The following is a 20,748-nucleotide window of genomic DNA, read 5'->3' on the forward strand; positions in this document are numbered from 1 at the left end:
TATAAACCCTGAATAATAGTATGAACATGGAGGAAGTCCAATGCTGTACAAGAAACGTTCATTAATTTTATTCCTAATCGATTTATTAATTGTTTGTTTTAGTGTCGGGGCTGCATACTTCTTGAGATATGGTTCGAGTATTCATTTGTATACGTCTCAAATGATAGCTTATACCTTGTTTACAGCAGTATCATGCGGCGTGATGATGATCTATTTGAAGATGTATCAAAGACTTTGGAAGTATGCAAGTATAGGTGAGATTGTCTCTTTGCTGAAAGCTGTACTACTTGGATGGATGATCTCGTACGGCGTTGCTAACTTCTTCCTTCATGAGCGCATTGCTGTTTCGGTATCAATTCGCACTGTTGAAACAATGGTACTTTGTATGGGTGGTATTCGTTTTGTTTGGCGAATGGTGAAGAACAGTATTAATGAAAGTCAAGATAAAACAAAAGTATTGATTATTGGTGCTGGCGATTGCGGAGCTATTATAGCTCGAGAAATCATGAGTAATGTAAACTCAGAGTTTTCCATTGTAGGCTTCATTGACGATGACAATAGAAAGCTTCGTCAACATATACTTGGTAAGCCGGTCCTTGGAAATCGCAATGCAATTGAGGAAGTAGTAAACAGTAATGCTGTACAGGAGATTATTATTGCTATTCCTTCAGTAAATAAATCTGAGCTTGTGGATGTAATATCAATCTGTAAGTCCACAGGAGCAAAGGTCAAGATTATCCCTGCACTTAATGATCTTATTGAGGGCAAGGTTTCTATAAATGCAATGAGAGATCTGGATTTGGAAGATCTGCTTGGAAGGGATCCAATTCTACCTGATTTAAAGGGAATAGCAGATTATGTGGAAAACAAAGTTGTACTTGTAACAGGTGCGGGTGGTTCTATCGGATCGGAACTTTGCCGGCAGATCTTAATATTTAGACCACAAGTAGTAATCCTACTTGGACATGGTGAGAACAGTATTTATACGATTGAAATGGAACTGCGAACGAAGTTTTCGGATATTAGGATTGAGACAGTTATCGCGGATATTCAGGATCGTTCTCGTATAAATGAGGTCTTCCGAATTTATAGGCCAAATGTTGTGTTTCATGCAGCTGCTCACAAGCATGTTCCACTGATGGAGAGAAATCCGGCGGAAGCCGTTAAAAATAATGTATTTGGATCAAAGAATGTAGCAGATGCAGCTGATCGCTACGGTGTCGACCGATTCGTACTCATTTCCTCAGATAAAGCTGTAAATCCTTCTAGTATCATGGGGGCTACTAAGCGCATTGCCGAAATGTACATACAGTGCTTGGATCAGCAAAGTGAAACGAAATATGTTGCTGTAAGGTTCGGGAATGTTCTTGGAAGCAGAGGTAGTGTCATTCCTAGATTTAAGGAGCAAATTGAAGCCGGTGGCCCTGTGACCGTTACGCATCCTGAGATGGTTCGTTTCTTCATGACTATACCGGAGGCAGTTCAACTTGTTATTCAAGCAGGTGCTTTTGCAGCTGGCGGTGAGATATTTATACTCGATATGGGTAAACCAGTTAAAATAGTGGAGCTTGCTGAAGATGTAATTCGATTATCAGGGTTTGAGCCATACACGGAAATACCGATTGAATTTTCTGGAATTCGTGAGGGAGAGAAGCTTTATGAAGAGCTTCTTCTTAACGAGGAAGAAGTGACTAATACAAAACACAATCGTATTTTTATTGGTAAACCACTTGGTATCAATCGCGGGGAACTGGAGTTGCAGTTTAAGCGGCTTGAGAAGGCAATTGGCGAAGATAAGGACTTTATTAGAAGTGTAATTGAATATATTGTTCCCTTGTATAAGGATGTCTCGTAACATCATGAAATGAACTATACGTGAAAGGAAGGATCCTGTTGCGTAAAATGAAAAGATGGAAAAAAGCACTACTTATAACTGTATCTACGGTGGTGGTACTTGGAGTATCAGGATTATTTGCAGCGAATTATGTTGTTAACAAAGTAATTGGATCGCTAGCAAACGAAATAGTGTCTGAAGAAATTGAGGATACATCTAATGAAGCAGTAGTGCAGGATAAGAATAATAGTGGAATAAATCAGAATTCGCTTAATAATAATTCTACGATAACTAAGCCAACTAATGAGTTATCGTCGCCGTCAATTAATGATAATACTGATGCTGAAGTAGAGGCGCCTGCAGTGGGAGATGAAAAACCTGTAAGTGAAGAAGATACAGTTTCAGGGATTGGAAATGAGACAACTGCAATGCCAAAGGAAACAAAGAAGGAAGATCTAAACGAGTATTCTGCCGAAGTAACAGCGGAGAAAACCAAAAAAATTCAAGGAAATGTTACTATGAAAGAAAAAGCAACTGTAACCTCAATTCTTGTAGGAAAGTTAAATTTGAGTGATATTAAAAAACTTCAAAAACTAGCAATTGGTGGGTTAACAATTGAAGAAAAGAGAGAAGCACGTAAAATTATATTAGATGAAGTTAGTCCTGAACAATATAATCAACTCTCGAAAATTGCAAAAAATTATGGTGTAAGTCAAGGGAAATCTTACGATGAAGTGTTACAGGAAGAAGAATCAGTCAAGTAGGTAACATAAACAATGAATAGTGACTATAACCTGTCGCTTCCCTAGAACTGCTATCAGGTGTTAGCAGAGTAGGGGAAGCGATCTTCTATTAATGGGGTAAGACTAAGGTAATTACGTAGGAAAGGAAGTATTGGATAATGGCAGATAGAATACTTCTCTCTTCACCACATATGAGTGATGAAGGTTATGAGATGGAATATATTAAGGAAGCTTTTGAAACAAACTGGATTGCGCCTCTCGGAGAAAACGTCAATGGATTTGAAAATGAGTTAGCTAAGAGAGTTGGCTCAAAATCTGCTGCAGCGCTATCATCTGGCACTAGTGCAATTCATTTAGCGCTACGAGCCGCTGGGGTAGAAGCAGGTGATATTGTTTTTTGCTCTACTCTCACATTCTCAGCAACAGCTAATCCAATTATTTATCAAAATGCTATTCCAGTATTTATTGATAGTGATTACGAAACTTGGAATATGTGTCCAAAAGCACTGGAAGAAGCTTTCGAAAAGTATCCCAGTGTTAAAGCAGTTATTGTAGTACATTTATACGGATTATCCGCAGATATGGATAGAATAGTTGCGCTTTGTAAGAAACATGATGTTATCTTAATTGAAGATGCGGCAGAGTCACTGGGGAGTTACTATAAAGGTGTTCCAACAGGGAGTATTGGTGATTATGGTATTTACTCTTTTAATGGTAACAAAATCATTACTACTTCCGGTGGTGGAATGTTAGTTTCTAATAATGAAGAGAAAATAGTAAAAGCTAGATTTTGGGCAACTCAATCGCGAGATCAAGCTAGGCATTATCAACATAGTGAACTTGGATTTAATTATAGAATGAGTAACGTTGTAGCGGGTATTGGTAGAGGGCAACTGAAGATCTTAGATCAAAGGGTTGAGAAAAAGAAACATATTTTTGAATTTTATAAGAGAGAATTAGGAACACTTGAGGGTATCCAATTTATGCCTGTGAATGAATGGGACAAGCCAAACTACTGGTTAAGCTCAGCTACACTATCTGGAAATATTAGACCGATAGATATCATGCTCGCTCTTGATAAAGAGAATATTGAATCAAGGCCAGTTTGGAAGCCCATGCATAGGCAACCTTTTTTTGAAAAATATGATTTTATTGGCACAGGCATTTCAGAAGCTTTATTTGAAAATGGAATTTGCTTACCTTCTGATACCAAGTTAACGGAAAATCAATTAGAAAGAGTTGTGAAGATAATTAAAAGGCTGTGGAGTGAATAATGAAACCTCCAAAACGCAACATTTATAGTGAAATTTTTAAAGCACCATTGGATGAAATGTTTGCCTGGCTTGCAGTTATACTACTAAGTCCAATTATTTTGCTAGTTGCACTTCTTGTAAGAGTTTTGATAGGAGCCCCTGTATTATTCACACAAAATAGGCCAGGGTTAAATGAAGTAGTTTTTAGAATGTATAAGTTTAGAACGATGACAGATGAAAAGGATGAAAATGGGAACCTATTAATGGACAGTGTTAGACTTACTAAATTCGGTAAATTTCTAAGGTCAACTTCTCTTGATGAGTTGCCAGGACTATTTAATGTTATTAAAGGTGAAATGTCGATCGTAGGTCCCAGACCACTATTGGTAAAGTACCTGCCTCTTTACAATGAGCACCAAAAACGTCGCCATGAAGTAAAGCCGGGTTTGACTGGATTGGCTCAAGTTAGTGGTAGGAATGCAATAAGTTGGGAAAAAAAATTTGATTACGATGTAAACTATGTCAATACAATTAGTTTTTTCGGTGACTGCAGAATTATCTTACTTACAATAAAAAAAGTGTTTGTTAGAGAAGGGATTACATCTGCTACTGCAGCAACAATGGAGGCATTTAGAGGCACGGACAAGAGTTGAAAGTGTGTAGCATGGAAAAAATATATAAGGGTTGTGGTCTGATAGTGCGGGGCTTTAATGGTGGAATTTATAGAATGTTTATAAAAAGGCAACTTGATTTCTTGCTTGCACTATTCGCTATTATTGTTTTATGTCCGGTAATAGTAATTGTCTCTGTGATGGTGAGGGTTAAGTTGGGGAGTCCAATTTTGTTTAAGCAAAATAGACCTGGACTTAATGAAAAGATATTTGTTGTCTATAAATTCAGGACAATGACTGATGAAAAAGATAGTGATGGAAATCTTTTACCTGATAGCGTAAGACTTACTAAGTTCGGTAGGCTTTTAAGATCCACCTCACTTGATGAATTACCAGAACTTTTCAACATTCTAAAAGGGGACATGTCGTTTGTAGGTCCCAGACCATTATTAATAAGGTATCTTGATTATTACACATTACAAGAAAAAAATAGACATAGTGTCAGACCGGGACTTTCAGGACTTGCACAAATTAATGGGCGAAATAATCTGAATTGGGATAGCAGGTTGGTAATGGATCTAGAATACATAGATAAAATTGGCTTTTTATTAGATCTAAAGATAATTACTAAAACTATTATAAAAGCCTTAAATAGAGAAGATATAGCTGTAGTGGATGAGTCTTTATTAAAAGATCTCGATGTGGAACGGAGTGACAGGTTTGATAATAAAAGAATTGTCAATTGAAGAACTAGAGATTTACAATTTGTTAATTCTAAAATTATTAATAGAAACCTATCAAGCCAATTTCGATATTTCTGCTAAACAAGTTGAGGTTCTGGCTACAGAAAAAATCGGCCAACTAAAATGTTATGTTAACCAAGGCAATGCAACGATTATTGCTGCAATCGAGGATGATAAACTAATCGGTTTTGTATGGTTATTTGTGCATGAATATTTTAATGAAAAGAGAATGCATATTAACCAGATAGCAGTATGTGCAGATAATAGGGGAAAAGGTATAGGTAAGAAACTTATAAATGCATCAGAGAATAAAGCAAAGAGTCAAGATGTAATGATTTTAGATTTAAATGTTTCTGAAACTAATGTGATTGCTACAAATCTATATAACTGTTTAGGGTTTGAGACGGAGAGAAGATACTTAATAAAGAAATTGTAGGTGCAAAATGTTATCAGTCATTAAACTAGACGAAGATGTTAAATGGGACGCTATTGTAGATAGTTTTGAGAACAAGGATGTAAACTATTTGAGTGGCTATGCAAGGGCTTTTCAGAGTCATGGTGAAGGCGATCCCTTACTTTTTTATTATAATGATGGTAGTACAAAAGCGATAAATATAGTTATGAGAAGGGATATTGCTACAACGGAACACTTTAGAAATAAAATCCCCCCGAATACTTATTTTGATATTTCTACCCCTTATGGTTATGGAGGGTTCTTAATCGAAGGTAAGAACTTTAATGAAGTTAATGAAGCATTTGATAGATACTGTAAGGATCACGGATATATTTCTGAATTTGTCAGGTTTCATTTAATAAATGGTTATCAACATCATTACGATGGAACAAGTGAAACGTTTTCTCGAAATGTAGTTCGTGATTTACAGATTCCGATTGAAAATATGTTAATGGAGTTTGAACATAAAGTTCGTAAAAGCTTGAAAAAAGCTATAAAATATAATTTGCAGGTTGAAGTTGACACCACTGGGGCAAGGCTGGATGACTTTCTTAACGTATATTATGAGACTATGGATCGTACCAATGCTAAAGAAGACTATTATTATACGAGTGATTTTTTTAAAACTGTTAATGAAATGAATGGTAATTTCGTGTATTTTTATGTTTTATTTGAGGATAAAGTAATTTCTACAGAACTTGTATTATATGGTGTTGAAAATTGCTATTCTTTTTTAGGTGGAACTAAGCAGGACTACTTACATATGAGCGCAAATAATTTTTTGAAATATGAAATTATTAAATGGGCTAAAGATAAAGGTTTAAAGAGATTTATTCTTGGCGGAGGTTATGGTAACGATGACGGTATCTTTAAATATAAAAAAAGTTATGCACCGAATGGTATTCAAAACTTTTATATAGGGAAAAAGATATTTAATGAAGATAAATATAATGAACTCGTAAAAATACGTAATGAAAATCCTGATTATAATACTAATACTATATTTTTCCCAGCATACAGAGGATAGAAAAAATATTGTTTTTTGATGTTAATAAGTATTCAAGGTGGTTAACGGATGAATGTAATATTTATTACAATTGGTGGGCTGTCTGATATCAATGAGAGTGCAGTATATACAGACTTGCTAAGATATTTTCGGGATAGTGGTCACTCGGTACATGTGGTTTGTCAACGTGAAAGACGTTCCGGACTACCCACTGAACTAAAGAATGAACATGGGATAAAAGTGCTTCGTGTTAAGACTGGGAATATTACAAAAACAAATATAGTAGAAAAAGGTATTTCAACATTATTAATTGGACACCAGTTTAGAAAAGCAATTCAGAACAACTTTAAAAATATTAAATTTGATTTAGTATTGTACTCGACCCCTCCAATAACGATAGCAAACACATTAGCGTATTTGAAGAAACGTGATAATTGTTTCTCATATCTAATGTTAAAAGATATTTTTCCACAAAATGCTCTAGATATTGGGATGCTTAAGAGGTCTGGTTGGAAAGGAGTTTTAGTAAAATATTTTCTCAGACAAGAAAAAAGGTTGTATTTACTATCTGATTATATTGGTTGTATGTCAGAAGCAAATGTTAGTTTCTTATATGAAAACAACCGATATCTTAATAGAGATAAAATTGAGATTTGTCCAAATACGATTAACCCATTGAATCTTTTCAAAAAAGACAAAAGAGAACTTCGAAATAAATTCAATTTACCGCAGGATAAGATAATATTTATTTACGGTGGTAACTTTGGAAAACCACAAGATGTTAATTTTATAATAGAAGTAATGAAAAGTACTCTTGCAGTGAAATGTCATTTTGTAATGTGCGGTTCTGGTACGGAATTTAATAAAATTAAGGAGTATTCGATAGATTTCTCTCCAGAGCATATTACTGTTATTAACAGTGTATCTAAACAAGAGTATGGTGAGATGCTCGATGCTTGTGACGTAGGCTTGATTTTTTTAGACCACCGATTTACAATACCAAATTTCCCTTCTCGATTACTTGACTATTTAAATCACAGCATGCCTGTGTTAGCTGCAACAGATAGAAATACAGATGTCGGAAAAATTATTGTTGAAGGTAATTTTGGGTGGTGGTGTGAAAGTCGAGATACTACTAATTATCAACTATTACTGGATGAGATAATTTCAGATATGAATTTAATTCAAGAAAAAGGGGAGTCTGGAAGGAAATATTTAGAAGAACACTTTGACACCCAAATTGCATATACGCGAATTGTAAATGCCTACAATAATAGACTATAAGTTATGGAGGAAAAAAAATGTTTGAAGGTAAAAAAATATTAATTACTGGTGGTACTGGTTCTTTTGGAAATGCAGTAATGAAAAGATTTCTTAATACTGATATTAAAGAGGTTCGTATTTTTTCGAGAGATGAAAAAAAACAAGATGATATGAGAAAACTTTACAACAACGATAAGCTTAAGTTTTATCTCGGAGATGTACGAGATTTAAGTAGCGTGAAAAATGCAATGTACGGTATTGATTATATATTCCACGCAGCTGCATTAAAGCAAGTACCGTCATGCGAGTTTTTTCCTTTAGAAGCAGTAAAAACAAACGTAATTGGTACAGAGAATGTTCTTATTGCTGCTATTGAGAGTGGAGTGAAAAAGGTAATTTGTCTATCTACAGATAAAGCTGCGTATCCAATTAATGCAATGGGGATTTCTAAAGCAATGATGGAGAAGGTGTTTGTTGCAAAGGCAAAGACTGTAGATTCTGACAAGACTCTAATATGTGGTACACGGTACGGAAACGTAATGGCCTCGAGAGGCTCCGTAATACCGTTGTTTATTGATCAAATAAAAAAAGGTCAGCCACTCACGGTCACTGATCCTAACATGACTAGGTTCCTAATGAGCCTTGATGAAGCAGTTGAACTTGTTGTTTTCGCATTTGAGAATGCTAAAGCCGGTGACATTATGGTTCAAAAAGCTCCTGCGTCTACAATTGGGGAGCTAGCCCAAGCACTTATAGAACTTTTTGATGCTAAGAACCCAATCAAAGTTATTGGTACTCGACATGGGGAAAAGGTGTATGAGACGTTACTTACCAAAGAAGAGCATGTGGTTGCACATGATCTGGGTGGTTTTTATCGAGTTCCTGCGGATCAAAGAGATCTTAACTACGACAAATATTTCGTTGACGGTTATCAGCAACTGTCATCTGAAGAAGAGTACAATTCGCATAATACGCAGCGATTAAGTATCGAAGAAATAAAAGATAAATTATTAATGCTCGATTACGTTCAACAAGAATTGAAAGGTTGGAATCAATGAAAATTCTAGTAACTGGTGCCAAGGGCTTCGTTGGTAAAAACCTTGTAGCGCAATTAAGAAATCTTAGATATGCAGATATCTTAGAGTATAGTAAGGAAACAGAATTCTCAGTACTAGAACAATACTGTAAAGAAGCTGACTTTGTATTTCATCTAGCTGGAATTAATCGCCCAAAAGATCCATCTGAATTCATGGATGGCAACTATGGTTTTACATCGATATTACTTGAAACATTAAAAAAGTTCCAAAACCGTTGTCCGGTTTTGATTTCATCGTCTATTCAAGCTGAACTCGATAATCCTTATGGTGTAAGTAAGCGGGCAAGCGAAGATCTACTTGTCCAGTATGGAAAAGAAACTGGTGCAAAGATTTTGGTTTACCGTCTTCCCAATGTATTCGGAAAGTGGTGCAGACCCAATTACAATAGTGTTGTTGCAACATTTTGTAATAATATTGCTCATGGATTACCTATCCAAGTCAATGATCCTACAGTAATTATGAACTTAGTTTATATTGATGATGTCGTAGATGAACTAATTAATGCTTTAAATAACGAGAATACATCAACAGATGCTTTTTATAAAGTTCCAATAGAGTATTATATTGCGCTTGGTGAAGTAGTTGAACAGATTTACTCATTCAAAAATAGTCGTGAGGAACGGCTTGTTCCAAATATGTCTAATTCATTTACGAAGAAGCTTTATAGTACATATTTGAGCTACTTACCTATAGATAATTTTAGTTATGAACTTAAAATGAACGTAGACCAAAGAGGTTCTTTCACTGAATTTATTAAGACACCAGAGCGAGGGCAAGTGTCTGTAAATATTTCTAAACCTGGTATCACGAAAGGAAACCACTGGCATCATACTAAGAATGAAAAGTTTCTTGTCGTAGGTGGAGCAGGAGTTATCCGATTCAGAAAAATAGATTCAAATGAGGTAATTGAATATCACGTCAGCGGAGAGAAACTTGAAGTAGTGGATATTCCTACTGGTTATACGCACAATATAGAAAATCTCGGGGATACAGATATGATCACAATTATGTGGGCTAATGAGTTCTTTGATCCTGAGAAACCGGATACTTACTTCTTGGAGGTATGACAAAGTGAAAAAATTAAAAGTCATGACAGTCGTTGGAACTAGACCGGAAATAATAAGACTGTCAGCTGTTATAAATAAACTAGAACAATCACCTGTAATTGATCACATTCTTGTGCATACAGGGCAAAATTACGATTACGAGTTAAATGAAGTATTCTTCAATGATTTTAACCTAAGAAAACCAGACTTTTTTCTTAATGCAGCTACAGGAACAGCAGTTGAAACTATTGGAAATATATTAATTAAAATTGATCCAGTAATGGAGAAAGTTAATCCCGATGCTTTCTTAGTACTTGGAGATACGAATAGCTGTCTTTGCGCAATTGCAGCCAAAAGAAGACAAATCCCAATTTTTCATATGGAAGCCGGGAATAGATGCTTTGATCAGAGAGTTCCTGAGGAAACTAATAGGAAAATTGTGGATCATACAGCTGATGTTAATTTAACGTATAGTGATATTGCAAGAGAATATCTTCTTAGAGAGGGATTCCCTTCTGATCGTATTATTAAAACTGGATCTCCAATGTTTGAAGTGCTGAATTCACGAAAAACTAACATTGAGGAATCCAATGTTGTAGAGAGATTAGAACTTGAAGAAGGAAAGTATTTTGTAGTCTCAGCTCACAGAGATGAAAATATTAATTCAGAAACAAATTTCATGGACTTGGTAGATAGTTTGAATGCTATCGCTGAGAAATATGACATGCCAATCATTGTGAGTACGCATCCAAGAACACAAAAAATGATAAATACCAAATCAATTCAATTTAATCCACTAGTAAAAACATTAAAACCATTGGGGTTTAATGACTATGTCAAACTTCAAAAAAACGCAAAAGCGGTGCTTAGTGATAGTGGAACAATAAGTGAGGAGTCTTCAATTCTGGGCTTTAAAGCACTTAATATCAGACAAGCCCATGAGAGACCAGAAGCAATGGAAGAAGCAGCTGTTATGATGGTGGGGTTAAAGAAGGATCGGATATTGCAAGGGCTAGAGGTGCTGGAACTGCAAGAAAGAAACACCTTAAGGGTTGTATCAGATTATAGTATGCCTAATGTTTCTGATAAGGTGTTAAGAATCATATTATCTTACACTGATTATATTAATCGAGTAGTTTGGGATAAGGGATAACACTTATTATGAGCATAAATAATAGAATAGAAATTGATAAGAACACTAATAGCAAGGCCGATCCTAGTAAAGCATTATGGTCTCCAATGATAATTGTACAATCTTATTTAAGTATAATTTTTATATTGTTTGTGTTTGGACCATGGCCATGGCCAGTTCATAACAAGTTAATGGTCAACTGTTATTTAATTGCAGCTCAAATATTTCTTTTTTTGGGGTACTTTATTTCTCTGAAAAAAAAGAAACAATTTCTAGTGGGAAATGACTCCAGATATAAAAGTATCAGATTAATTAAGTACTTATTAATTCTTTCGTTTATTGTGTTCGTTCCCAATTACATGGAAAGAGCGGGGTTCACTTCATTTAGTATTTCCGGTTTTTATCATGCATTTATTAATGGCTTATCAAATCCTGGGGAACAGTATGGTCAGAAGTTTCAAAGTGAAGTGTCATCAGGTACTACGATTTTAGTTCTTACTGTATTTACTTCACCACTCAGATGGTTGTTTATCCCACTTTGCATTGTTAATTGGAATAATTTACCTAGATTGTATAAATTAAGCGCTGTAATATATATCGCTTTAGATACAATTAGTTGGATATCAATCGGAACAAATAAAGGGATATTTGATAATGTATTTATCATCGGATTCTCTCTCTTTATTAAGAACTATTTAGATGCAATAGTGGTGAAAAAGAGAGCGGCAAGTAAAAAAACAAAAATAGCAGTAATATTGTTTACTTTATTGATTCTTTCACTTGGAATTGCTTATATGACTAATGCAATTACATCTAGAATGGGTGCGGTTGAATATTATAGTAGATCCGCAGATATTTATGTCGACTTTCAAAGCCCGATAATGAGGATTACTCCTTCATTTATCAAAGACACACTAGTTATAATGACAGGTTATACAACACAAGGTTATTATGGTATGTCATTAGCTATGCAAGAGCCCTTTACATCAACTTATGGGATAGGTAACTCTTGGTTCCTTCATAATCTTCTTGGGGGAGGGATCGGTAACGAACTTAGTATGAGAACATATCCATATAAAATTATTGAATATGGCTGGGATCCGCTTATCAACTGGCATTCCATATATACCTGGCTCGCATCAGATTTCTCTTTTATTGGAACTTTATTAGTAATGATAGTTATTGGCTACTGGTTTGGAGAGATTTGGAAAAGTGTTCTATTTAAAAAGAATATGTATGCTATGGGGTTATTTATCTTATTTATGATTATGTTTATGTATTTTCCAGCTAATAACCAGGTATTTGCTTTTGTGCAGACTTTTTCAGCGTTCTGGGGTCTTTTCGTGCTTTGGGTGTTTTCCGAAAGAGTGATAATCAGGCTTAGGAGAGATAGATAAATGGATTTAGAGTATATTTACCCAAAGGTTCTTTTTATAAGTCAAAACACATTTAGTTTAACTTCAAATAATGGTAAAACATTTACAGCAATTTTTAGTGGATGGCCACAAGAAAATCTTGCGCAATTATTCTTTCAAAATGAAATACCTGACTTTTCAGTATGTAATAACTTCTTTAATATAAGCGATGAAGATGTTCTATTAAAAAGAAAAATAAACATCGGTAAAAGAGTAACTTCTGATTTTGTAGAGCAGTTTGAAAAAGCAAACACAGTGATACATAAGTATGCTAGAAAAAAATATTTGCCGGTTTTCCCTTTCATAAGAAATATAGTTTGGAGTTCAAAAAAGTGGGATAATAGAAAACTGCATGAATGGATTGGGGAGTTTAACCCTGATGTAATCTTCTTTGTTGGTGGAGGGGCAGCGTTCACTTATAACATCACGAATAAAATAGCTCGTAAATATAATATCCCGATTTATTTATACTATACGGATGATTATATTACCCCAATCCCTACTATAGATGTATTTTGGTGGTTCAATTATCTCTGGTTGAGAAAATCATTGAAACAAACAATGAAATCCCTTAATAAAATTTTTGTCATAGGGGAAGACATGGCCAATGAGTATAGTAGTAGATTTAATAAGCCATGTATACCGTTAATGAATGCAGTAGATATTGAAAACTACTCCGGAAAACAAAATAAGTTAAACATTAACAAGAGGAATAAATTGAACTTAGCTTATTTTGGTGGCTTACATCTGAACAGATGGAAATCACTCGCTGAAATAGGGGCGTCTATTAAAGAGGTTTGTAAGGAGCAAGATATAGATATAAGCCTACATATTTATTCAAGCAATGTTCCTGATGAATCAGTAATGAAAGTGATTAGTGACGCACCATACATACAATACAGTGGAAGTGTTAATGAGAAAGAGATAATAGACGAAATGCAAAAGTATGATATTTTAGTTCACGTGGAAAGTTTTGAGAAAAAGATGATTCAACAAACAAGGCTATCAATAAGTACAAAGATTCCAGAATATCTGGCGAGTGGTAAACCTATTCTAGCGGTAGGTCCTAAAGAAGTATCCTCTATAAGATATTTAAGGAAACTGGATATTAGTTACATCTGTGATTCTTTAGAAAAAAGTAAAATGAAAAATACTATTATTCAAATTTTGCAAAGCCAGGACCACCATGAACTTATGGGTCAAAAAGGAATTGAGATAGCCAAATTAAACCACTCATTAAGTAATAACCAAAGTGCTATTAGGATTAATTTAGCAGATGCGTTATAATTACCGGAAGAGGTAACAAATGAAAAAGACTATTATAGTCGTAATGCTAGTCACGGTTCTATCTAAAGTATTGGGTTTTGTGCGAGATATTATTTTGTCTTACTACTATGGGGCTTCTACAATTAGTGATGCATATATTATTGCTCTCACCATACCAATGGTGCTTTTTGCCCTGGTAGGTACGAGTATTAATACAGGTTATATTCCCATGTTTAGTAAGATAAGAAGTAACTATGGTGACAAGGAAGGAACTGCATATACGAATAATCTGATAAATCTACTGATTATAGTTTGTACTGTAATTGTGAGCATTGGCTTAAAGTTCACACCAGAAATTGTAAAAGTATTTGCATCAGGTTTTCAAGGAGAAACTTTAGCCGTAGCAATTAAGTTCACTAGAATAAGTCTCGTGGGAGTGTACTTCACCGGACTGGTGTATATATTTAATGGGTTTCTTCAAATTAAAGGGAGTAATATCATACCAAATTCTATTGGTATTCCTATGAATTTATTGATGATTGCTTCGTACATAGTTAGTTATCATACTAGTAATATATGGCTTGCAGTAGGTATTGTTGCGGCATCGGCATCTCAACTATTACTTGTACTTCCATATGCGTTTAAGTATGGTTATAGGTATAAATTTACAATGAATATCAGGAACCAGCATATCAAAGCAACGTTATATCTTATACTTCCGATAATAATTGGAGTTTCAGTGAATCAGATTAATACATTAATAGATAGGACAATTGCTTCAAACATAGTGGAAGGCGGGATTTCGGCCCTTACATATGCTGATCGCGTTAATATACTTGTACAAGGAATTTTTGTAATGTCGATAGCTTCTGTGTTGTTTCCTGTAATATCGAAAATGGCTGTCGAGAACAATAAGAAAGGATTCAATCAGGCTTTAGGAAAAGCTATAAGTGCTATAAACTTTCTTGTTGTACCTGCTACCGTAGGAGCTATGGTCTTTGCAAAACCGCTAGTAATTATGCTTTTTGGCCGTGGGGCTTTTGATGAGCAATCGATAGCACTAACATCGTCTGCATTGTTTTATTATTCACTAGGAATGATAGGATATGGGCTTAGGGAGGTATTATCTAGAGCGCTCTACTCTTTACAGGATACGAAGACCCCAATGATTAATGCTGCACTGGGAGTACTTTTAAATATAGCTTTGATATTTATTTTATCACCTTTTCTTGGAATTGGTGGTCTCGCCTTATCCACAAGTATTGCTGCCCTGTTCACGACAATGTTGTTGTTTGTGAGTTTAAGAAAAAAAATTGGTCCGTTTGGTCTCAAGAGTATCATTACTTCATTTTTTAAAATATTATTATCATCTTTATTTATGGGTTGCATATCCAGGGTAACTTATTATTTTCTAACCTCCGTATTAAGCATGAACGTATCCTTACTATTTGCAATTTTTATTGGTGTTATCTCTTATTTGGTGATAATTTACTTTGTAAAAATAGACGATGTTGATGACTTTATTAATGATATAAAAAAGAGATTAATGAAAACAAAAGTATCCTAACTATGGAGTTCCATTCATAAACTACCTAAGAGGTGTATTCAATTGTTAAATCGAAAGTCTAGCAAACTATCCCTATCCCTTATCCTATCGCTCGCATTTATTCTCATGATTCATTCCGTCGTAGCAGCTGCTCCATCAAATCCGATCAAAGTAAAGACAAGCTCCTTCAACATGGTGTTCGATGGCAAGACGCTTGTACTGCCTGATGGGCAATATGTGTTCGCTGTAGATGGGACATCGTATGTGCCGCTGCGTTTTGTATCGTATGCGCTGCAGAAGACGGTTCAATGGGATGCAGCGGCTTCGAAAGTAACGGTATCTAATCCGAGTAAACAAGAAGCTGTTGTTTTGAAGGATTATCTAACTAACGTGATTGCTCATGGCAGTGAGGTATCTGCTAAGGGTGGAGTGACGGTGCAGCTTGCACCGAAGTCTGTGAAGGTTGTTGTGGATGGTAAAGCGAAAGTGCTGCCTAACGGACAATCGGGCTACATCGTTAATGGAGCGCTTTATGTACCGGTACGCTTCATGTCGGAAGCGGTTGGTACGGCGATTCAGTGGGATGCGCTGAAGAAGCAGATTTCCGCTGAGTCGGCCGCTTATCGGGCTGAACATGGTGGATCGAATAACGGCAGTGGAACAGGCGGTTCTAATGGTGGTAACACGGGTGGATCCAACGGAGGCACTAATGGGGGATCAACAGGTGGCGGTACTGGCGGTGGAGTAACGAAGCCTTCTTACGAGTCCATCACAGCAAATGCAGAGGCGCGTCTGACTTCCTTGCAAAACAGCTGCCAAGCTGATCTGATGGATATTGGTATTCAATACATCAGTACTGATGATGCAAAGGTAAAAGAAAGCCTGAAAAACAAAGGCTATGCTAAGCTTGATGCATGCACAGCTTCGTTCAATACCATTGTTAATGAGGTTTCTTCGCAGCTCAAGGCTAATGGTTATAGCACGGATATTATTCAATCGTACCGCGATGAATTCAACAGCCAAGTTGAAGCCGGACGAGAAATCATGAAAGGCATGGCCTAATCGGTCAGCCGTAGCAGTTACAATAAAGGCTCCCTTTTGTCATTCATGACAATGGGGAGCCTTTTTGCTGCTTTAGTTAATGCTGTCTACATAAATACTTCCGCTCCAAGCACCGGTCGTGACGAGCTCAACGCCGATGTTCTTCATCGGAGTGGCAGCGCCGGAAGGGATCGTTAAGGTGATGGTGTTCCAGGCATTCTTGGTCAGGCTTGCGTACGTTTGATAATTGCCGTACCAGGTCCAGTTATTGCTTTGGACGTAAGGCTGGATAGATGCGATTGCTGCGCCGCTTGGTACCCAGACTCGGAAGGAGAGCGTTGTGTTAGTGCTCAGGCCGCTTGGGTTATCAAGCTGTGCATAGTAAGTAGCGACGCCTGTTGCGCTAGAGGTCATTTTCAGGGAATAGCTGCCCGCGTAGGCACGGTCTGTGCTTGCGGAGACGGCTAGTCCGTTTCGGCCGAAGAAGCTTTGAAGGGAATTATTTTCAAAATTGAACTTTGCCGTATCCGCAGATGCCGGCGGGAATACCAGGGAGGTATGAGCATTTCGGAACGCTAGCGTTGCGGGTCCCAGATTCGTGATGCTGCCATTGGCATCGACGCCGTTAGAGGTCCAAGGCATGACGCCTGCATACCCGTTGGTATACGCATTTTCGATATCGCTGGTCATGGTATGATTGGTCGATCCGAGTGCTGGCGACTCGCCGATTACAACAGGGCGATCATGGACGATGCCGAATTGGGTTGGCGTCATATAGAATGGGATACCGAAATAAGGATCTTGCCAGCCATAGTAGTGAGGGGAGTAGAAGTCAACTTTCGCGAGAGAATTGTTAACTTGCGCTTGGAGGGCAGCATCGCTGATTTTATTATCTGTCGAACCGGATTGCGTGGCACTGTTATACTTAACCATGCCTAATCCAACCGTAGTTAGAATATTACTGTTCTGATGGATCGCCACGGTTGCTTTGGCAAAATACGTTTGCAGACGGGCCCAAGCGATTTGGCCGGCAGCGGCATCTTCGTAAACCCAATCCGGCTCGTTCATAAGATCGATAGACCACAGCCATGGATTCGTTTTGTAGCGGTTAACGAATGGAATGACATAGTTGTTGACGTAGGAATCGATATTCGAATTGCTTAGAAGCATGTTGCGCCAGCTGTTATAGCTAGTGTGTGTGTTCTTAAAATGGTCGAAGGACATCAGTGTTGCCATGATGTAGACGCCGCGATTTTGGGCAATTTGGAATAGGCTGTCAAGGTTGTTCCAGTGAGCAGTGGTAGCGCCGGAAACGACCCCGCTGCTATTGATGTTGATGCCCACTTCTCCATCGCACGTAATCCAGATCCGCGTGGAATTGATGCCGTTATTGCGAAGGGTTTGGAAATGGTTGTCCCACCATGTGTAGTCGAACGAGCCGCCAAAATCATTCCAGCTGTTCCAAGGCGTGTTTGCCCCGTTCATAAAAATCTGCTGACCGCCTGCATAGAACTTCGTTCCGGTGATCGTGATCCGATCGCCATACGCTGCACCTGCTGGGGATGGTAAGCTTAGTACGCCAAACAGCATTGCAAGAGACAAACATAGAGACATAAGACGTGAATACTTTTTCATGATTTCACTCCTCTCGTATGTAAAGCGCTTACATTAACTATTTTTTACTATTACTCCCTACTTGTGAACAGAAGTTTGTTATGAGATAGGGGGAATTTAGTCATACATAGGTAGGGTTTTTGCATGCTATATTCGCTATAGGCGTGTTTTATTTTAAAATCAAGCCTTACAAGTTTGTTATAATGATGAGGATTAATGCTTCTGTCATTGCATTGTGAGGGGATGTAAAACAATGTTTAAGTTAGTTGTAGCGGGGACAGGATATGTTGGGTTGGTTGCCGGCGTGTGCCTCGCTGAAGTTGGCCATCAAGTGATTTGCGTCGATGTGGATGAGGACAAAGTGAATGCAATGAAGTCAGGTGTATCACCCATATATGAGGTCAACTTAGAAGCATTAATGCAGAAAAACATGGCTGCGGGAAGAATTGATTTTACGACGGACTATCAATCTGCCTATCGGGATGCAGACGCCATCTTTATTGGAGTCGGTACCCCAGAGCAGCCGGATGGATCAGCGAATCTCGCGAATATAGCAACCGTTGCAAGGCAAATCGCAGAATCGATCTGCAAGGATTGCCTCGTCATTGTGAAGTCGACGGTACCGGTTGGGACAAACGATAAGGTGGAGCAGTTTATTCATGATTTTCTCGTGCATGATGTGAAAGTGGAAGTTGCATCAAACCCCGAGTTTCTGGCGCAAGGCTCCGCCGTACACGACACGCTGCATGCGGAACGAATTATTATTGGGACCGAAAGCAAGTGGGCTGAGGAACTTTTGATGAGGATATACGAGCCTTTCCGACTGCCGATCGTATCCGTCACGCGCAGATCAGCGGAAATGATCAAATATGCTTCCAATGATTTTCTCGCGCTAAAAATATCGTATATGAACGATATCGCAAATCTGTGTGAGCGGGTTGGGGCCGATATTCAGGATGTAATCGAGGGGATGAGCTTCGACAGCCGGATCGGAAGCAGGTTCCTTAGAGCAGGCATAGGTTATGGCGGATCTTGTTTTCCGAAGGATACAAAAGCACTGCAGTACATGGCAAGGCAGCATGGCTATGAATTGCGGACGGTGTCTGCGGCGATTGATGTTAACCACGATCAGAAAACAGCACTCTATCATAAAGCCAGTGCAAGGCTGATTACGTTTAACGGACTGAAGGTAGCGGTACTGGGGCTTACGTTTAAGCCTGGAACGGATGATGTGCGAGAGGCCGCATCACTTGCGAATATCCCATTACTGTTAGATCAAGGCGCAGATGTCTATGCTTTCGATCCCGCAGGAACGCTAAATTTCTCCAAACTATTTCCAGCAGGCGAGCAAAGAAAAGGAAGGTTGACGTTTGTCTCGAATGCGATGGAGGCGCTCGAGGATGCGAATGTCTGCTTTGTTTTTACGGAGTGGGAAGAAATAAAAGCTGTTTCACCAGAAGACTATAACCAACGAATGAGAACGCCTCTGGTGTTCGATGGAAGAAACCTGCATGAGGTTGAGGCAATGGAGCAATCCGGTGTGGAATATTACTCAATCGGAAGGAAGTCATCCAAGCGAAATGGGGTAAAGGAGAACAAGGAAAGTGACTATCAAACCGCTTGACACGGGTAAAATCTATTTGATTACGGGTGCAGCCGGCTTCATTGGATATTTCTTAGCGAAGAAGCTGCTGGCACAAGGGTGTAGAGTAATTGGTGTTGATAATATCAATGACTATTACGATATCAGCTTAAAACATACTCGTTTAGAACAGCTGCAGGGGTATGAGAAGTTTACTTTTGTTAAAGCTGATATTTCGGATAAGGCGATCCATGCTGTCTTCGAAATGTACAAGCCGCAAATCGTAATCAACTTAGCAGCCCAAGCAGGTGTGCGATATTCGATTGAGAATCCCGACGTTTATATCCAGAGTAATATTGTTGGTTTCTTCCATATTCTTGAAGCGTGTAGAATTTACCCTGTGGAGCATTTGGTTTATGCTTCATCGAGTTCGGTATACGGGACAAATGAGAAAGTGCCGTTTGAAGAAACAGATGCAGTGGATCATCAGGTCTCCCTCTATGCGACAACTAAAAAAACAAATGAACTCATGGCATACTCCTACAGCCACCTCTATCAAATACCTTCAACCGGGCTGCGTTTCTTTACGGTATATGGCCCGATGGGACGACCGGACATGGCCTACCATTCCTTTGCGGATAAGTATTTTGCAGGTGAGCCCATCCATATCTACAACAACGGCGACACTGAAAAAGATCTCTATCGAGATTTCACTTATATAGACGATATTATCGTTGGGATAGAGCGACTGCTGCCAAACCCGCCTATTGAATCGGTCCCGCATACGATCTATAACATTGGAAATAACAAACCCGTGAAGCTGATGGTGTTTATCGAGACGCTTGAGAAAGCGTTTAGTAAAACATTGTGCAGAAGGGTCGACTTTCATAAAGTGTTTAAGTCTCGGCAGCCAGGCGATGTACCTGCCACCTATGCATCTACGGCGCTTCTGGAGAAGGCAGTCGGATTCAAGCCGGAGACCTCCATTGAAGAGGGGTTAGAGAGATTTGCAGAATGGTATGTCGACTACTATGGAGTTCAGAAGCCAGAAAACAATCGTTTATCCGTGCAACCTAGAAGCAGCTCCTTGCCCCCAATATAG

At 37.9% G+C, this 20,748-nt stretch carries 18 protein-coding genes; 17 read left to right on the forward strand and 1 reads right to left on the reverse strand.

All coding sequences use genetic code 11. The annotated features are described in order from the left end of the window. Positions 1–40 precede the first annotated feature (40 nt). The 15 genes from AC506A_RS23565 to AC506A_RS23635 all read left to right on the forward strand — a co-directional run bounded on the left by AC506A_RS23565 (position 41) and on the right by AC506A_RS23635 (position 16,471). Positions 41–1,855 carry a polysaccharide biosynthesis protein gene (locus AC506A_RS23565; RefSeq protein ID WP_495463441.1) on the forward strand — a complete coding sequence of 605 codons (1,815 nt, stop codon included), beginning with the start codon at positions 41–43 and terminating at the stop codon, positions 1,853–1,855. Positions 1,856–1,902: 47 nt separating this feature from the next. Next, complete coding sequence (locus AC506A_RS23570; RefSeq protein WP_495463442.1) at positions 1,903–2,598, forward strand: hypothetical protein; 696 nt, start codon at positions 1,903–1,905, stop codon at positions 2,596–2,598. 137 nt (positions 2,599–2,735) lie between these two features. Further along, positions 2,736–3,851: a DegT/DnrJ/EryC1/StrS family aminotransferase gene (locus tag AC506A_RS23575; RefSeq protein WP_495463443.1), complete on the forward strand. Its 1,116-nt coding sequence runs from the start codon at positions 2,736–2,738 to the stop codon at positions 3,849–3,851. Next, positions 3,851–4,483: a sugar transferase gene (locus tag AC506A_RS23580; protein WP_495463444.1), complete on the forward strand. Its 633-nt coding sequence runs from the start codon at positions 3,851–3,853 to the stop codon at positions 4,481–4,483. The genes AC506A_RS23575 and AC506A_RS23580 overlap by 1 nt, the downstream gene beginning before the upstream one ends. 11 nt (positions 4,484–4,494) lie before the next feature. Then, positions 4,495–5,187: a sugar transferase gene (locus AC506A_RS23585; RefSeq protein ID WP_495463445.1), complete on the forward strand. Its 693-nt coding sequence runs from the start codon at positions 4,495–4,497 to the stop codon at positions 5,185–5,187. Continuing rightward, the gene (locus AC506A_RS23590) at positions 5,162–5,620 is read left to right on the forward strand and encodes a GNAT family N-acetyltransferase (protein ID WP_495463446.1); all 459 of its coding nucleotides are present in this window, start codon (positions 5,162–5,164) and stop codon (positions 5,618–5,620) included. The genes AC506A_RS23585 and AC506A_RS23590 overlap by 26 nt, the downstream gene beginning before the upstream one ends. Before the next feature lie 7 nt (positions 5,621–5,627). Beyond that, positions 5,628–6,665, forward strand: coding sequence for a GNAT family N-acetyltransferase (locus tag AC506A_RS23595; RefSeq protein ID WP_495463447.1), 1,038 nt, complete (start codon positions 5,628–5,630; stop codon positions 6,663–6,665). 48 nt (positions 6,666–6,713) lie between these two features. Further along, complete coding sequence (locus tag AC506A_RS23600) at positions 6,714–7,928, forward strand: glycosyltransferase family 4 protein (RefSeq protein ID WP_495463448.1); 1,215 nt, start codon at positions 6,714–6,716, stop codon at positions 7,926–7,928. A 17-nt stretch (positions 7,929–7,945) separates the two neighbouring features. Further along, the gene (locus AC506A_RS23605) at positions 7,946–8,965 is read left to right on the forward strand and encodes a polysaccharide biosynthesis protein (RefSeq protein ID WP_495463449.1); all 1,020 of its coding nucleotides are present in this window, start codon (positions 7,946–7,948) and stop codon (positions 8,963–8,965) included. Then, positions 8,962–10,071: a capsular polysaccharide biosynthesis protein CapF gene (locus AC506A_RS23610; protein WP_495463450.1), complete on the forward strand. Its 1,110-nt coding sequence runs from the start codon at positions 8,962–8,964 to the stop codon at positions 10,069–10,071. The genes AC506A_RS23605 and AC506A_RS23610 overlap by 4 nt, the downstream gene beginning before the upstream one ends. A gap of 4 nt (positions 10,072–10,075) precedes the next feature. Next, a complete protein-coding gene (wecB, locus tag AC506A_RS23615; RefSeq protein ID WP_495463451.1) occupies positions 10,076–11,203 on the forward strand; it encodes a non-hydrolyzing UDP-N-acetylglucosamine 2-epimerase in 1,128 nt (375 codons plus the stop codon). An 8-nt stretch (positions 11,204–11,211) separates the two neighbouring features. Then, complete coding sequence (locus AC506A_RS23620; protein WP_495463452.1) at positions 11,212–12,579, forward strand: hypothetical protein; 1,368 nt, start codon at positions 11,212–11,214, stop codon at positions 12,577–12,579. Further along, on the forward strand, positions 12,580–13,884 hold the full coding sequence (locus AC506A_RS23625; RefSeq protein ID WP_495463453.1) for a glycosyltransferase family protein: 1,305 nt from the start codon (positions 12,580–12,582) through the stop codon (positions 13,882–13,884). 19 nt (positions 13,885–13,903) lie between these two features. Beyond that, entirely contained in the window at positions 13,904–15,430 is a 1,527-nt protein-coding gene (murJ, locus tag AC506A_RS23630) for a murein biosynthesis integral membrane protein MurJ (protein ID WP_495463454.1), read from the forward strand. Positions 15,431–15,472: 42 nt separating this feature from the next. After that, the gene (locus AC506A_RS23635; RefSeq protein ID WP_495463455.1) at positions 15,473–16,471 is read left to right on the forward strand and encodes a stalk domain-containing protein; all 999 of its coding nucleotides are present in this window, start codon (positions 15,473–15,475) and stop codon (positions 16,469–16,471) included. A 72-nt stretch (positions 16,472–16,543) separates the two neighbouring features. Here the strand turns inward: AC506A_RS23635 and AC506A_RS23640 are convergent, their stop codons facing one another. After that, complete coding sequence (locus tag AC506A_RS23640; protein WP_495463456.1) at positions 16,544–18,085, reverse strand: hypothetical protein; 1,542 nt, start codon at positions 18,083–18,085, stop codon at positions 16,544–16,546. A gap of 232 nt (positions 18,086–18,317) precedes the next feature. Here AC506A_RS23640 and AC506A_RS23645 point away from each other — a divergent pair, with 232 nt between their 5' ends. Both AC506A_RS23645 and AC506A_RS23650 read left to right on the forward strand, forming a co-directional pair. Continuing rightward, positions 18,318–19,688: a UDP-glucose dehydrogenase family protein gene (locus AC506A_RS23645; RefSeq protein ID WP_495463457.1), complete on the forward strand. Its 1,371-nt coding sequence runs from the start codon at positions 18,318–18,320 to the stop codon at positions 19,686–19,688. Then, on the forward strand, positions 19,669–20,748 hold the full coding sequence (locus tag AC506A_RS23650) for a GDP-mannose 4,6-dehydratase (RefSeq protein ID WP_495463458.1): 1,080 nt from the start codon (positions 19,669–19,671) through the stop codon (positions 20,746–20,748). Before AC506A_RS23645 ends, AC506A_RS23650 begins: the two co-directional genes overlap by 20 nt.

The organism is Paenibacillus sp. N22P23, assembly GCF_059383735.1.

Bases quoted from the DNA above. Each gene is read 5' to 3' on its own strand.
- AC506A_RS23605 (WP_495463449.1), top strand. From the start codon at position 7,946: ATGTTTGAAGGTAAAAAAATATTAATTACTGGTGGTACTGGTTCTTTT.
- AC506A_RS23585 (WP_495463445.1), top strand. From the start codon at position 4,495: ATGGAAAAAATATATAAGGGTTGTGGTCTGATAGTGCGGGGCTTTAAT.
- AC506A_RS23575 (WP_495463443.1), top strand. From the start codon at position 2,736: ATGGCAGATAGAATACTTCTCTCTTCACCACATATGAGTGATGAAGGT.
- AC506A_RS23600 (WP_495463448.1), top strand. From the start codon at position 6,714: ATGAATGTAATATTTATTACAATTGGTGGGCTGTCTGATATCAATGAG.
- AC506A_RS23640 (WP_495463456.1), bottom strand. From the start codon at position 18,085: ATGAAAAAGTATTCACGTCTTATGTCTCTATGTTTGTCTCTTGCAATG.
- murJ (WP_495463454.1), top strand. From the start codon at position 13,904: ATGAAAAAGACTATTATAGTCGTAATGCTAGTCACGGTTCTATCTAAA.
- AC506A_RS23580 (WP_495463444.1), top strand. From the start codon at position 3,851: ATGAAACCTCCAAAACGCAACATTTATAGTGAAATTTTTAAAGCACCA.
- AC506A_RS23625 (WP_495463453.1), top strand. From the start codon at position 12,580: ATGGATTTAGAGTATATTTACCCAAAGGTTCTTTTTATAAGTCAAAAC.
- AC506A_RS23595 (WP_495463447.1), top strand. From the start codon at position 5,628: ATGTTATCAGTCATTAAACTAGACGAAGATGTTAAATGGGACGCTATT.
- AC506A_RS23565 (WP_495463441.1), top strand. From the start codon at position 41: ATGCTGTACAAGAAACGTTCATTAATTTTATTCCTAATCGATTTATTA.
- AC506A_RS23570 (WP_495463442.1), top strand. From the start codon at position 1,903: ATGAAAAGATGGAAAAAAGCACTACTTATAACTGTATCTACGGTGGTG.
- AC506A_RS23610 (WP_495463450.1), top strand. From the start codon at position 8,962: ATGAAAATTCTAGTAACTGGTGCCAAGGGCTTCGTTGGTAAAAACCTT.
- AC506A_RS23645 (WP_495463457.1), top strand. From the start codon at position 18,318: ATGTTTAAGTTAGTTGTAGCGGGGACAGGATATGTTGGGTTGGTTGCC.
- AC506A_RS23620 (WP_495463452.1), top strand. From the start codon at position 11,212: ATGAGCATAAATAATAGAATAGAAATTGATAAGAACACTAATAGCAAG.